Source organism: Rugamonas sp. (genome assembly GCF_025354735.1).
Classification (GTDB): Bacteria; Pseudomonadota; Gammaproteobacteria; order Burkholderiales; family Burkholderiaceae_D; genus Rugamonas.
This window is the reverse complement of record NZ_JANXMI010000230.1, coordinates 22,029-34,575: the sequence shown is the minus strand read 5'-3', so window position 1 is coordinate 34,575 and position 12,547 is coordinate 22,029. Positions and strand designations below refer to the sequence as shown.

Sequence of the window (12,547 nt, the reverse complement as noted above, 5' to 3'; positions counted from 1 at the left end):
GGATTAAGTAGAAAAAACGTTAAACGCCTGCGCTGTCGGCCTGGTAGACCGGGTAATCGGTGTAGCCCTTGGCCGTGCCGCCGTAGAAGCTGTCACGGTCGTGGCCGCTCAACGGCCAGTTGTTGGCTATGCGCGCCGGCAAGTCGGGATTGCCGATGAAGTGGCGGCCGAAGGCGACCAGGTTGGCGTCGCCAGCCTGCACGATGGCTTCGGCGCTGTCGGGCTCGAATCCGCCGGCGGCGATGATGACGCCGTTGTAGTGCTTGCGTATCAGCTGGGCCGCGACCGGCTGCGGGTTCTTGGCGTCGTCGACGATATTGCCCATCATGCGCGGCTCGATCAGGTGCAGATAGGCCAGGTTCAGTTTCGACAATTGCTGCGCCACGTAGGTGAACAGGGCTTCCGGATTGCTGTCGCCCATGTCGCCGAAGGTGCCGCTGGGGCCGATGCGCACGGCCACCTTGTCGCTGCCCCAGACGTCGATGACCGCCTGCGTCGCTTCGAGCAGGAAGCGGGCGCGGTTTTCATGCGAGCCTCCGTAGAGGTCGGTGCGCAGGTTGCTGTTGTCCTGCAAGAACTGGTCGAACAGATAGCCGTTGGCGGCGTGCAGTTCGATGCCGTCGAAGCCGGCTTCCTTGCCACGGATGGCGGCGCTGCGGAAGCTGGCGACGAGGCCGGCGATGTCGTCCACCGTCAGCGCCCGGTTCGGCGTGTTGGCGACCCAGCCGGAGCTGGTGTAGGCGACGCCGCCGTGCGGCACTTCGGACGGTCCGACCGGCTGCGCGCCGTTCGGCTGCACGTCGACATGCGACTGCCGGCCGGCGTGGTACAGCTGGAGGAAGATGGTGCCGCCCTTGGCGTGCACGCCCTTGACCACTTCTTTCCAGCCGGCGATTTGATTGTCGTCGTACATGCCGGGCGCGCCCAGGTAGCCGTTACCGTTTTCGGCGGCGATGGTGGCTTCGGAGATGAGGAAGCCGCCCTGCGAAGCGCGCTGCGCATAATATTGCGCCATCAGCGGGCCGGGGATGGCGCCGGCTTCGGCGCGCATGCGGGTCAGCGGGGCCAGCACGACGCGGTGCGAAAATTCGTAAGGGCCGACTTTGATGGCAGAGTTCAGTTTAGACATGATGTGCTCCAGTGAGTTCAGGGAATGAGGTTTGCGATGCGTTTTGGGTCTGGGTTTGCGAATTACTTTTGATTCACGGCGGTCATGATGACTTCGACGACCTTGGCCGGTTGCGACATGAACGGCACGTGGCTGCTGTCGATTTCGGTGGTGATGGCGTGCATTTTTTTCGCGAAGTCGCGTTCCATTTCCGGCGCGATCATGCGGTCCTGCTTGGCCACTATGTAGTAATTGGTCTTGGTTTCCCATGCGGCATAAGTCAGAGGCTGGCCCACGCCCTTGACGCTCAGCGGGCCCTGGGTGGCGGCCATCAACCGGGTTTCAGCGGCCGGCAAGTCCTGGGCGAAGTTGGCGGCCAGCGATTCCGGCGTCATGTAGATGAAACCGTTGGCGTCGGGACGGAAGGTGGTCGGGCCGGGGGCGACCGGGTAGCCGGCGCCCAGCGCGCCGACGGCCTCGCCTTTCGACGGTGCGAAGGCGGCCACATACACCAGCGCCTTGATCTTGTCGCTGCTGCCGGCCTGGGTGATCACGGCGCCGCCCCACGAGTGGCCGACCAGCACCACTTTGCCGCTCTGCGCATCGACCACGCGCTGGACGGCGGCGGCGTCGTCGGTCAGCGACGTCAGCGGATTTTGCACGGCCACAACCTTGACGCCCTGGGCTTGCAACAGCGGAATCACCTTGTTCCAGCCCGAACCGTCGGCGAAGGCACCATGGACCAGCACGACGGTGGTATCGCTGGCGGCGGCCTGGGCAGGCAGCGCGGCGGCGCCGGAAATCACAGCGGAAGCGATCAGCAGGTTTTTGATGGTGGTGTTCATGGCGTTATCCTCAGTTAAAAATAATAGACCGGTCGTCTATAAAATGGCTAAAAATAAAAGGTGACGGTGCACCCTGATTCTTTGTTGCTGACTATTTTGCGGACCTTGTTGCTGGCTTTGTTGCAGACCTTGTTGCGCTGGCCATGTGTGAACTATACGACCGGTCGTCTAGTAAATCAAGCACTTTCTGAAAATAATTTCGAGCGCAATGAAAACGGCGCCCGCAGGCGCCGTCGTAATCGCTATCGGCCGCTATCCACCGATCCCGGCCGGCAGCTAGCCAGCCGATGCCGGCGGCCCGCTCAGGCCGCTTGCCGGACCTGCACCGGCGAGGCCGGGCGGCGCTGCGGCCCGCCGGCCACCACCGCCAGCGCCGCGCCGGCGCGCGGGCCCGCCGCGTCGATGGTGAAGAAGCTGACCAGCTGCATCAGATTGCCGGCCTGCGCGTGCATCGCCTCGGCCGTCGCGGCGGCCTCCTCGACCAGCGCCGCGTTCTGCTGGGTGACACCGTCCATGTCGGCGATGGCGCTGTTGACGTGGCCGATGCCGGACTCCTGCTCGGCGCTGGCCAGGCTGATGTCGCCCATGATGGCCGTCACGCGGTGCACGCTGGCGACGATTTCGTCCATCGTGTCGCCGGCCGTGTGGGCCAGCGCGCTGCCGGCGGCGATCTTGTCGGCCGACTCGTTGATGAGCGACTTGATTTCGCGCGCCGCCGTCGCCGAACGCTGGGCCAGGTTGCGCACCTCGCTGGCGACGACGGCGAAGCCGCGGCCCTGCTCGCTGGCGCGGGCCGCCTCGACCGCCGCGTTCAGCGCCAAAATATTGGTCTGGAAGGCGATGGCGTCGATGACGCTGATGATGTCGACGATCTTGCGCGCCGACGCGCTGATCGCATCCATCGTCTCGACCACCGCGCCGACCATGTGCCCGCCCTTGCCGGCCACGTCCGACGCCGACAGCGCCAGCTCGTTGGCCTGGCGCGCGTGGCCGGTGTTTTGCCGGACGGCCGAGGTCAGTTCCTCCATCGACGAGGCGGTCTCCTCCAGCGCGCCGGCCTGGTGCTCGGTGCGGCGCGACAGGTCGCTATTGCCCTTCGACAGTTCGCGCGACGCCGCGTCGATGGTGGCGGCGCCGTCGCGCACCCGGGCCACGGTGCCGGCCAGGCGCGTCGTCATATTGTGCAGCGCGTCGAGCAGCTGGCCGATTTCATCGCTGCGGCGGGGCTGGTCGAAGCGGCGCAGGTCGCCGACCGAAACGCGGGTGGCGATATCGACCGCGTGGCGCAGCGGCAGCACGATGCTGCGCGTGAGGCTCAGCGCCAGCGCCGCGCCGGCGCCCAGCGCCAGCAAGCCCAGGCCGAGCAGCGTGGCGACGCTGGCGCCGTAGTGGCGCGCCGACTCGGCGGCCATGGCTTGCGCGGCGCCGGTCTGGAAGTCCAGCAATTGTTTCAGCGCCGCCGCGTAGGCGGCGAAGCTGGTTTTGAGCGTGGTGTCGGCCAGTTGCTCGACTTCCTGCGTGCGGCCGCCCTCCTTGAAGCCGAACACTTGCTGGCGCACGGCCAGATAGGCTTTGCGGCCGTCGGCGACGGCGCCCAGCAACGCCAGCTCGTCCGCGCCCTGGCGCAACTGGCGCAGCCTGGCCTCCAGCGTCGCGGCCAGCTGGTCGCCGCCGTTCAGCTGGGCCTGGAAATATTCGCCCGCCTCCAGGCTGTCGCTCTTGGCGATGGCCAGCGCGTTGGCGCCGTTGAGCTTGACGGTGCCGAGCAGGTCGGACGTCAGCTGCTGCTTGGCGAATTTGTCCTTGACCAGATATTCCGTGTTGTCGTTGGCGTCGTGCAAGCGCCACAGCGAGGTGCCGGTGAGGCAGGCCATCACGCACAGGATGAGGCCGAAGGACAGCAGGACGCGCGGTCCGGTTTTTAGATTGAGCAATTTCATGGGTGAGCGGGGCTGGGGCTGACGGGTCTATCGAGGAGCCCATTCTAGCGCCGCATTGTGACGTCATAATTACACACAGGAAATTATAATTGTAAAAATTAAAACATTTAATACTTGGTACGACTACGGCACCTGACCCTCGCGGCTGGCGGCGTCGAGCCGCTGCGTGAAATCGGCGGCGCTGCGGGCCAGGTAGCCGCTCTGGTGCATTTTTTGCAGCTGCTCGGCCAGCGCCGGCACCAGTTCGGCGTGCGATTTGTGCAGATAATGGTAGGAGGGCCACGTTTGCAACGGCGTCTCCTGCGAGCGCAAGCCTTTGAATTGCAGGCGCTGCGCTTCCAGCCACGCCGAGCGCGGCAGCACGGCCACGTCGCAGCGGCCCAGCTTGAGCATATTGAAAATGAATGCATACTGGTTCACGCCCAGCACATTGTCCATGCCGACGGTCGCCCTTTCCACCGTCTTGATGCCGCGGCGGATGCAGACCCGGTACGGCTTCAGGCCGGCCCAGTCGGCCACCGCCAGCTCGCGGCCATAGGTGAAGACTACGGCCTCGATGTCGAGCAGCGGCACCGGCACCCGCACCAGATTCGGATACGTCAGTTCCAGCCCCTCGGCGTGCATCACGTCGCCGAAATACTGGCCGCTGTTGACCATCTGGATGGCCCGCTCGCCGGGCAGCTTGATCTGTTCGGCGGCGATGCCGAGGCGCCGATACGCCTCCTTCAAAATCTCGAACGAGGCCGCCGTCAGCGCTTCGTTTTCCGGCTGGGCCAGCTCCACCACGGCCGGCAGCCCTGCGCCGCGGGCGGGCTGGGATGGCAGCGCGGCCGCCAGCAACATGACCATCAAATAGCGCGGCAAAAAGCGCGGCACCGCGTAGACCATCGTATGACTCCTGTTACCACCCCGGGCAGTATACCGCAGCCCCCGTGAGCCATTATCATATTTACCATAAAAATCGGGCGATGAAATCGAAAAAAGCATTTGTCCAAATATAATTCTATAATACGCGGCCAGCTTTCCCACTCCGCCTGCCATCCGATGAAAACCAGCCACCACATCCCGACCGCCTTCAAGAAGGAATTCACCGATCCCGACGTCTGGTGGAGCCGCGCCGCGGTGGTGGCCGCCGCCGCGCTGGCCGGCCTGACCGTGGTCGGCTTCACCTGGCTGTGCGAGCACGCCACGGCGCTGTTCCTGGAGCAGGCGGCGCGGCGGCCCTGGCTGCCGCTGGCATGGACGCCGCTGTGCACCGTCGCCATCGTGTGGCTGACGCGCCGCTACGCGCCCGGCGCCGCCGGTTCCGGCATCCCGCAGGTGATGGCGCCGCTCGACACCAGCGTGGCGCCGCCGCAGCGCGGCCTGTTCGTGTCGCTGAAACTGAGCGTGGCCAAGATGGTGCTGACGGCGGCGGGATTGCTGGCCGGCCTGTCGCTGGGCCGCGAGGGGCCGTCGGTGCAGATCGCGGCCGGCGTCATGCTGGCGGCGCGGCGGGCGCTGCCGCGGCGCTCCGCCGTCACCGCGCACGGCCTGCTGGTGGCCGGCGGCGCCGCCGGCATCGCCGCCGCCTTCAACGCGCCGCTGGCCGGCGTCATGTTCGCCATCGAGGAATTGTCGCGCGCGCCGGAGCAGCGCAGCAGCGGCCTGCTGGTGGCCGCCATCGTGCTGGCCGGGATGATCGCCGTCTCCCTGACCGGCAACGCCACCTATTTCGGCGTGATCCACGCCGCCAATATCGGCTGGTCGCTGCTGCTGCCGGGCTTGCTGGTGGCCCTGGTCAGCGGAGTCGCCGGCGGCCTGTTTTCGCGGCTGCTGATCGCCTCGCTGAGCGGCGCCGCCCAGGACCGCTACAGCCGATTGCGCCGCAACCGTCCCGTGGTCTTCGCCGGCTGCTGCGCGCTGCTGGTGGCCGCCATCGGCGTCGCCACCGGCGGCGACACCTACGGCAGCGGCTACGGCCACACGCGCGCCATGCTCGAAGGCTCGGACAACGCGCCGGCCGTGTATGTGCTGTTCAAATATCTGGCCACCTGGCTGACCGTGTGGTCGGGCGTGCCGGCCGGGATCTTCGCGCCGTCGCTGGCCATCGGCGCGGCGCTGGGCAACGACCTGGCGATGCTGACCCACTATCCGCAGGCGCCGGCGCTGATCGCGCTGGGCATGGTCGGATTTTTGGCGGCGGCCACGCAGGCGCCGCTGACGGCCTTCATCATCGTGATGGAAATGGTCGACGGCCACGAAATGGTATTGAGCCTGATGGCCTGCGCCGTCATCGCCGGCACGGTGTCGAAGGTGCTCGGTCCGCCGCTGTACCACACGCTGTCGCAGTTGCAGCTCAAGCGGCTGCCGGCGCCGCTCACATCGTAAACGGCAAGGGCTGCAAACCATAGCCTTCATCGACCTGCTCGATCACATCGAGCAGCGCCTGCAAGCCCTGGTTCAAATGGCCCAGCCCGCGCGCATCGAGCTTGCCCAGCGCCTCCGGCAGCAGGCCGCGCGCCGGCTTGGGCGCGCGCTGTATCATCGCCTCGCCCTGCGCCGACAGCATCAGCGTGACGACGCGCTGGTCCTGCTGGTCGCGCGCCTTGACCACATAAGCCTTCTTGACCAGGGTATCGATCAGATTACTGGTGGTGGTCTGGTGGATGGCCAGCTTGGCGGCCAGCTCGCCGACGCGCAGGCCGGGCTGCTCCAGCAATTCCTGCATCACCCACAACTGCGCGCCGCTGACGCCGCACTGCTTCTCGACCCAGCTCGAATGGCGCTGGGCGGCGCGGATGACGATGCGCAGCCGCCGCAACGCGTCCACCTGCGACATGCCGACGACCGACGCCGCGTGCGGCGCCGACACCGGCGCGGCGCGCGGCGCGCCGGCGCCCTCGCCCTCGCCCTCGCCCACGGGCGGCTTGCGTTTTGTAACCATGAATAACCCCACTGCCTGCAAAGATACTTTGCGGCGCATTACATTTGCCGCAATATGATTTGTACCAAACTACTTTACAGCGGGATCATATCCTAAGCGGCGCCGCGACGCCGTCCGTTCAAGCGGCGGCGCTCCGGTACTTGGCCAGTTCCAGCTTGCCGATCTGGGCCCGGTGGACTTCGTCCGGGCCGTCGGCCAGCCGCAGCGAACGGGCCGCCGCGTAGGCCGGCGCCAGGAAAGGGTCGGCCATGCCGCCGCCGCCCTGGGCCTGGATGGCCCAGTCGATCACCTGGCACGCCATGTTCGGCGCCGCCACTTTTATCATCGCGATTTCCTTGGCCGCCACCTTGTTGCCGACTGTGTCCATCATGTGGGCCGCGTTCAGCACCAGCAGGCGGGCCTGGTCGATCAGGATGCGGGCCTCGGCGATGCGCTCCACCGTCACACCCTGCTGCGCCACCGGCTTGCCGAAAGCGACGCGGCCCAGCGTGCGCCGGCACATCTGCTCGAGCGCGCGCTCGGCCAGGCCGATCAAGCGCATGCAGTGGTGGATGCGGCCCGGTCCCAGCCGGCCCTGCGCGATTTCAAAACCGCGGCCCTCGCCGAGCAGCATATTGGCCGCCAGCACGCGCACGTTCTCGAACAGCGTTTCGGCGTGGCCGTGCGGCGCGTCGTCGAAGCCGAACACCGGCAGGTGGCGTACGATGCTGAAACCCGGCGTATCGCGCGGCACGATAATCATCGACTGCTGAAGGTGGCGGTTGGCGTGGGCCGCATCCGTCTTGCCCATGAAGATGAAGACCTGGCAGCGCGGATCGCTGGCGCCGGACGACCACCATTTGCGGCCGTTGATGACGTATGCGTCGCCGTCGCGCACGATGCTGCTCTCGATGTTGGTCGCGTCCGACGAGGCGACGGCCGGCTCGGTCATCGCGAAGCAGGAACGGATGCGCCCTTCCAGCAAAGGCGCCAGCCACTGGCGCTGCTGTTCGGCCGTGCCGTAGCGGGCCAGCACTTCCATGTTGCCGGTGTCCGGCGCCGAGCAGTTGAACGCTTCCGCCGACCAGCTGGCGCGGCCCATGATTTCGCACAGCGGCGCGTATTCGAGATTGCTCAGGCCGGCGCCCAGTTCCGACTGCGGCAGGAACAGATTCCACAGGCCGGCGGCGCGCGCCAGCGTTTTCAGTTCCTCCATCACGCGGGTCGGCAGCCACGGGTCGCCGACGGCGCGGTGGGCCGCGATCTCGGCGTGGAAGCGCGCCTCGTTCGGATAAATGTGCTGCTCCATGAAGGCGCTCAGGCGCGCCCGCAGCTGCTCCACCTTGGTGCTGTATGCGAAATCCATGTCGGTCTCCTGTCCTTATCTGTTTTATTTATACGTGATGGCGTCGGCCCCACCCAGCCACTCCAGGTGCGCGTAGTTGTTCAAATAGCCGAGGCCGAGGCGCCCGGAGCGCCGCACCAGCTTCGTCACCGAGCAGTTGGCCAGGGTCCAGCTCATCTCCATCACCTGGCGGTCTTGCAGGCCGAGCACGTGCTGCACCAGCGCCGCAATCACGCCGCCGGACGTGAAGACGATGGTCGATGCCGCATCGGCGGCGCTGGCGCGTTCGAGCGCGGCGACGCAGCGCGCGCGGAAGGCCGGCCACGGCTCGCTGTAATCGGCGTCGTGCGCGCCGTCCATCCAGCGCGTCATGGCGCCGGCGAAAATCTGCTCGAAGGCGCGCTGCGGCTGTTGGTGGCGCGCGGTCAAGCGCCCGAAGGCGGCGGCGTCGCCGAACTCCGGACAGTGGCGCAACAGCACCTGGTGGTGATCGAATTCGGCGAAGTCGGCGTCGGTGTGGAAGTCGGCATCGAGCAGCAGCGCCGGCGGCAGCTGGCCGAGGCAGGTGTCGGCGCTCTGGCGGTGGCGCTGCATGCCGCCGGTGAGCACGCGCTGAAAATCCTGGCGGCAGGTGGCGAACCACTGTCCCAGCAGGCGCGCCTGCTCGAAACCGAGCGCCGACAGCTGATCGTAATTGGCGCTGCCGAACGACGCCTGCCCATGCCGCACCAGATATATATGAGCCATGTGCCCGCCGACGAGAGAAGAATAAGCAGCAGCTTAACCGCCGGCCTATAATTCATCAAATGAATACTTTTAATGAGACTGTATAAATTTCATGCATATATCGCGCGTCGACCTGAATCTGTTCATCGTCTTTGAAGCGATCTACACGGAAGGCAGCATCACGCGCGCCAGCCTGAAAATGAGCTTGACGCAGCCGGCCGTCAGCCATGCGCTGAACCGCCTGCGCCAGCTGTTCGGCGATCCGCTGTTCGAGCGCCAGGGCCACGTGATGGTGCCGACGCCGATGGCGCGTTCCATCATCGAGCCGGTGCGGCAGGCGCTGCGCGGCTTCGAGCTGACGCTGAACGGCGCCGAGCGCTTCGACCCGCCCAGCAGCGACCGCACCTTCACGCTGGCCCTGCGCGACGTGCTCGAGGCGACCGTGCTGCCGCCGCTGATGGCCAGCGTGGCGCTGTCGGCGCCGGGCGTCGGTCTGAACGCGCCGCAGGTCGAACGGCGCGAACTGGAAAGCGAACTGGCCGCCGGCACGCTGGACGCGGCCATCGACGTGCTGCTGCCGCTGTCGGAACAGATCCTGCACACGCGCCTCATCAGCGACAACACCGTGGTCCTGGTGCGCAAGGACCACCCGCAGATACAGGGCGCGCTCGACCTGGCGCTGTATCTGCAACAGGAACACGTGCTGGCCAGTTCGCGCCGGCGCGGGCCGGGGCTGGAGGATTTCGAATTGAGCCGGCTGGGACTGCAGCGCCGCATCCGGCTGCGCTGCCAGCACTACTACGCCGCCAGCCGCGTCGTCAGCCAGACCGACCTCGCGCTGACGATGCCCGAGCGCCTGGCGCGCGTGGTCAACGAACGGTTCGGCAACCAGATGCTGCCCTTCCCCCTGCCGATGCCGGCCCTCGACATCCACCTGTACTGGCACGCCAACGTCGACACCGACCCCGCCAACCGCTGGCTGCGCGAGCAGGTGATGCAGGTTGTTGCATCCACGCCTGTTTAATGCGCTTGGTCTGACCACATCAACTGAATTTATTGGTATATTTGTATTTAGTTGCAAATACGATATTATGAACAAACAATTGATGGAAGTTGTTTGTAGAAATGAACGATTCACCAGCGATCCGCTATAAATTCTGCGCTTTCGCCATATCGGTGCGAGCAAAAAACTCGGGGAAAAGAATAGTGAAAACCAAATCAATCGTAACCATATTGTTGGCCGCGTTCGCCATCTGCACCATCTCCTCCGCCCAAGCCACGAGTTTCACCGAAATCCATGGAGCTCATGAAGATTTCTTTTACGATACTGACTTCTGGGCAGGAACTACGGTATCAGTGACTGGCGACAGCATCGCATTTAATGGCATTCCTGACTTCAGCGCGTCGGTCAACGCGCCCACACGTGGAAGTGGAACAGCTGACGCCGGCTTTTACGATGCTCCCGCTGGATTTGCTGGAGTAGTTGCGATAGCCCACGCGAATTTTACACTGGACGCCAAGATTCATACGAGCTTGGCGGGCACTTACAGCACCCCCGCAGTGGGCGGACGTGCCGAAATTGCAAGTGATAGTTATATTTCCCAAGGCAGTTTCACAGGCGGCTCATACAACAGCGGTCCTCAAATAGGATATGTTGGCTCCTACGCTTACTCCTACTCCAATGGTGCGGCGCAGACAGTCAATGTCCATCTTAACGATGGCAAGGCGACATCAGAGGAAAATTTCCCGGGGCCATCCGGCGGATATTCCATACTTGGAATCGACAGCCTTCTGTCGGTTTATGTCACTCAGTCCGGCATCAATACAGGCACGTCTACAGCCGCGCTGACTGCGGCCAGTTATTCATTTACCGCGACGGCGGTACCGGAGCCTGAAACCTACGCCATGCTGATGGCCGGCCTGGGTCTGATCGGCGTCGCAGCGCGTCGTCGACGTGTTTAAGCCAAGCTGAATCCGCAGGGCGATGCCGGGTCACCGCAAGCCGACATCCGCTGTCAAGCGCATTTGCCCGACGCCGCCGATCTGAAAAGATCGGCGGTTTTGCTTTCAGCAGCCGCCCTGCCCGCCCGCCGCCATCTGCCGCCGGCGTTCGAGATCGCGGCGCCGATGCCGCCGACCGCTGGCTGCGCGAGCAGGTGATGCATGTGGTCGCGTCTACGTCTGCCGGCTGGCTATCGCTTGCGGGCGATTGAAAACTCGGGAATGTCGATCGATGACGGCCCGAACAAGGCGGTCTGACGGTCACGGCCTAAAGCTTTACCACCGAGAGTCACGCGAATGCGCCCCTGAGACGGCGTCACTTCACCGGCAATTGAAGTGTCCATTGAGGCCATTTTGGCGCGCCGGACCGCAGCAGCTAACTTGTAGGGGTTATTGTCGATGAGCGACGTCTTTTTAAGGGCTGTCATGGTTCGATCTCCGGCCGATGAAGTACATCGTACAAATAGTTTAGCAGAATCCTCCAACTGTGGCTGGCAGCGGCCAAGTCGAAGCGCATATCCCGGCCACGGCCATGAGCAGCCCACCAATCCGGATCGGTTGCGATCACTTCCTGGACTGTTCCACACGCGCGCAAGGCATCGGACGGCGCCGCGTTGAGTTCTGCAGGGTTGATGGTGGCATCAAAACCGAACTTCGGCCAGACAGTGAATCCGACTAAGCCATCCGGATCGTCCGGATCAATCGGCCCATTTCCAGCTGCAAAGAGCATGATCCGTCCGGGATCATGAACAACCTGCCGGTCTTGGCTTTGTCAAGGTCTAGCGTCTCGCCGCCAGGCAGGTCGATGATAATGCCCTCAAGGCGTAATCCCTGGCGGTCGTATAGCTCGCCCTGAAAATAAGAGAGCGCGACATCCTGCGCCATCAGCAACTCTTCTGCCTGCGTCAAGTTGTTGCGGTCAAACAGCTCGTTTGGTTTCACTCACCGCCCGATCAGCAACCGCCCTTGCCGCCGCCCGCCATCTGCCGCACGGCTTTCGAGATCGCGGCGCCGACGCGGTTGACGGCGCGGCGGTGGCCGGCCACCAGCGCGTCGTAGCCGGCGCCGACTTTTTCCTCGGCCACACTGCGGCAGGTCAGCACCTGCTCGGTGCCGACTTTGTGCACGCTCCACACGGCGTCGATCAGCGCGTACTGGCCCGGCGCCGATTCGAAGCGCTGCACGCTGGTGCTGATGCGGTAGACCGGCGCGTCCTTCGGCGTCGGCGTGCGGAACACGTCTATCGTTCCCAGCTCGCCGGTGATCGCCAGCGACAGGGCCTGGCCGATTTCGGCGGCCGGCGGCGCCGACCAGCGCTCCTGTTCCTTGACGTCGACCTGGCCGGCGCCGGAGCTGACCAGCATCTGCACGCGGGCCAGCTGCTGCGGCGCCGTCACCGCGGGCAGTTCGATGTAGTAGCCGGGATCGACCTGCGCCGGCGCGGCGCCGGCGCCGCCGCCGATACCATTACTGAGGCTGTAGAAGTGGTCGGTCGGCGCGCTGGCGCAACCGGCCAGCGCCAGCACGGCCGCCGCGACCGCCAGCACACCACGTGCCGCCGACGACGGACGCCCCGCGCAATACGGACGCGCATTCAACATCGGAGCGTCCGATGGCGCGCACGAATGCGAACGCGATTGCGATTGCGATTGCGATTTCGAAGATACGCGCGAAGTT

15 protein-coding genes are annotated in these 12,547 nt (G+C 65.0%); 3 read left to right on the top strand and 12 right to left on the bottom strand.

Annotated elements, in window-relative coordinates; all coding sequences use genetic code 11:
- Positions 1 to 19: 19 nt before the first annotated feature.
- From Q0S71_RS18645 to Q0S71_RS18630, 4 genes are all read right to left on the bottom strand, one after another.
- Positions 20 to 1,129 carry an alkene reductase gene (locus Q0S71_RS18645; protein WP_295999185.1) on the bottom strand — a complete coding sequence of 370 codons (1,110 nt, stop codon included), beginning with the start codon at positions 1,127 to 1,129 and terminating at the stop codon, positions 20 to 22.
- Positions 1,130 to 1,191: 62 nt separating this feature from the next.
- Positions 1,192 to 1,953 carry an alpha/beta hydrolase gene (locus tag Q0S71_RS18640; protein WP_295999183.1) on the bottom strand — a complete coding sequence of 254 codons (762 nt, stop codon included), beginning with the start codon at positions 1,951 to 1,953 and terminating at the stop codon, positions 1,192 to 1,194.
- A gap of 302 nt (positions 1,954 to 2,255) precedes the next feature.
- On the bottom strand, positions 2,256 to 3,893 hold the full coding sequence (locus Q0S71_RS18635; protein ID WP_295999180.1) for a methyl-accepting chemotaxis protein: 1,638 nt from the start codon (positions 3,891 to 3,893) through the stop codon (positions 2,256 to 2,258).
- A gap of 123 nt (positions 3,894 to 4,016) precedes the next feature.
- A complete protein-coding gene (locus Q0S71_RS18630; RefSeq protein WP_295999177.1) occupies positions 4,017 to 4,781 on the bottom strand; it encodes an ABC transporter substrate-binding protein in 765 nt (254 codons plus the stop codon).
- 156 nt (positions 4,782 to 4,937) lie between these two features.
- Between Q0S71_RS18630 and Q0S71_RS18625 the strand changes: the two genes are divergently transcribed.
- A complete protein-coding gene (locus tag Q0S71_RS18625) occupies positions 4,938 to 6,263 on the top strand; it encodes a chloride channel protein (protein ID WP_295999174.1) in 1,326 nt (441 codons plus the stop codon).
- On the opposite strand, the gene Q0S71_RS18620 is transcribed toward Q0S71_RS18625, so the two are convergent.
- The 3 genes from Q0S71_RS18620 to Q0S71_RS18610 form a co-directional block, all read right to left on the bottom strand.
- A complete protein-coding gene (locus tag Q0S71_RS18620) occupies positions 6,253 to 6,819 on the bottom strand; it encodes a MarR family winged helix-turn-helix transcriptional regulator (RefSeq protein WP_295999172.1) in 567 nt (188 codons plus the stop codon). The genes Q0S71_RS18625 and Q0S71_RS18620 overlap by 11 nt on opposite strands.
- A gap of 118 nt (positions 6,820 to 6,937) precedes the next feature.
- The gene (locus Q0S71_RS18615) at positions 6,938 to 8,164 is read right to left on the bottom strand and encodes an acyl-CoA dehydrogenase family protein (protein ID WP_295999169.1); all 1,227 of its coding nucleotides are present in this window, start codon (positions 8,162 to 8,164) and stop codon (positions 6,938 to 6,940) included.
- Positions 8,165 to 8,188: 24 nt separating this feature from the next.
- Positions 8,189 to 8,890, bottom strand: a complete 702-nt coding sequence (locus Q0S71_RS18610) for a histidine phosphatase family protein (protein WP_295999166.1) — start codon at positions 8,888 to 8,890, stop codon at positions 8,189 to 8,191.
- Positions 8,891 to 8,981: 91 nt separating this feature from the next.
- Between Q0S71_RS18610 and Q0S71_RS18605 the strand changes: the two genes are divergently transcribed.
- Together Q0S71_RS18605 and Q0S71_RS18600 are read left to right on the top strand one after the other, a co-directional pair.
- On the top strand, positions 8,982 to 9,893 hold the full coding sequence (locus Q0S71_RS18605) for a LysR family transcriptional regulator (RefSeq protein WP_295999163.1): 912 nt from the start codon (positions 8,982 to 8,984) through the stop codon (positions 9,891 to 9,893).
- 101 nt (positions 9,894 to 9,994) lie between these two features.
- Complete coding sequence (locus Q0S71_RS18600) at positions 9,995 to 10,831, top strand: PEP-CTERM sorting domain-containing protein (RefSeq protein WP_295999159.1); 837 nt, start codon at positions 9,995 to 9,997, stop codon at positions 10,829 to 10,831.
- Between the two features lie 53 nt (positions 10,832 to 10,884).
- Here Q0S71_RS18600 and Q0S71_RS18595 read toward each other — a convergent pair whose 3' ends face one another.
- From Q0S71_RS18595 to Q0S71_RS18575, 5 genes are read right to left on the bottom strand one after another with little or no spacing between them, the layout of a single operon-like run.
- A complete protein-coding gene (locus Q0S71_RS18595) occupies positions 10,885 to 11,034 on the bottom strand; it encodes a hypothetical protein (protein WP_295999157.1) in 150 nt (49 codons plus the stop codon).
- 27 nt (positions 11,035 to 11,061) lie between these two features.
- Positions 11,062 to 11,298: a hypothetical protein gene (locus tag Q0S71_RS18590; RefSeq protein ID WP_295999154.1), complete on the bottom strand. Its 237-nt coding sequence runs from the start codon at positions 11,296 to 11,298 to the stop codon at positions 11,062 to 11,064.
- Positions 11,295 to 11,600, bottom strand: coding sequence for a hypothetical protein (locus tag Q0S71_RS18585; RefSeq protein ID WP_295999151.1), 306 nt, complete (start codon positions 11,598 to 11,600; stop codon positions 11,295 to 11,297). Before Q0S71_RS18585 ends, Q0S71_RS18590 begins: the two co-directional genes overlap by 4 nt.
- A complete protein-coding gene (locus Q0S71_RS18580) occupies positions 11,546 to 11,812 on the bottom strand; it encodes a hypothetical protein (protein WP_295999149.1) in 267 nt (88 codons plus the stop codon). Before Q0S71_RS18580 ends, Q0S71_RS18585 begins: the two co-directional genes overlap by 55 nt.
- A gap of 11 nt (positions 11,813 to 11,823) precedes the next feature.
- Positions 11,824 to 12,471: a PqiC family protein gene (locus tag Q0S71_RS18575; protein ID WP_295999146.1), complete on the bottom strand. Its 648-nt coding sequence runs from the start codon at positions 12,469 to 12,471 to the stop codon at positions 11,824 to 11,826.
- Positions 12,472 to 12,547 lie beyond the last annotated feature (76 nt).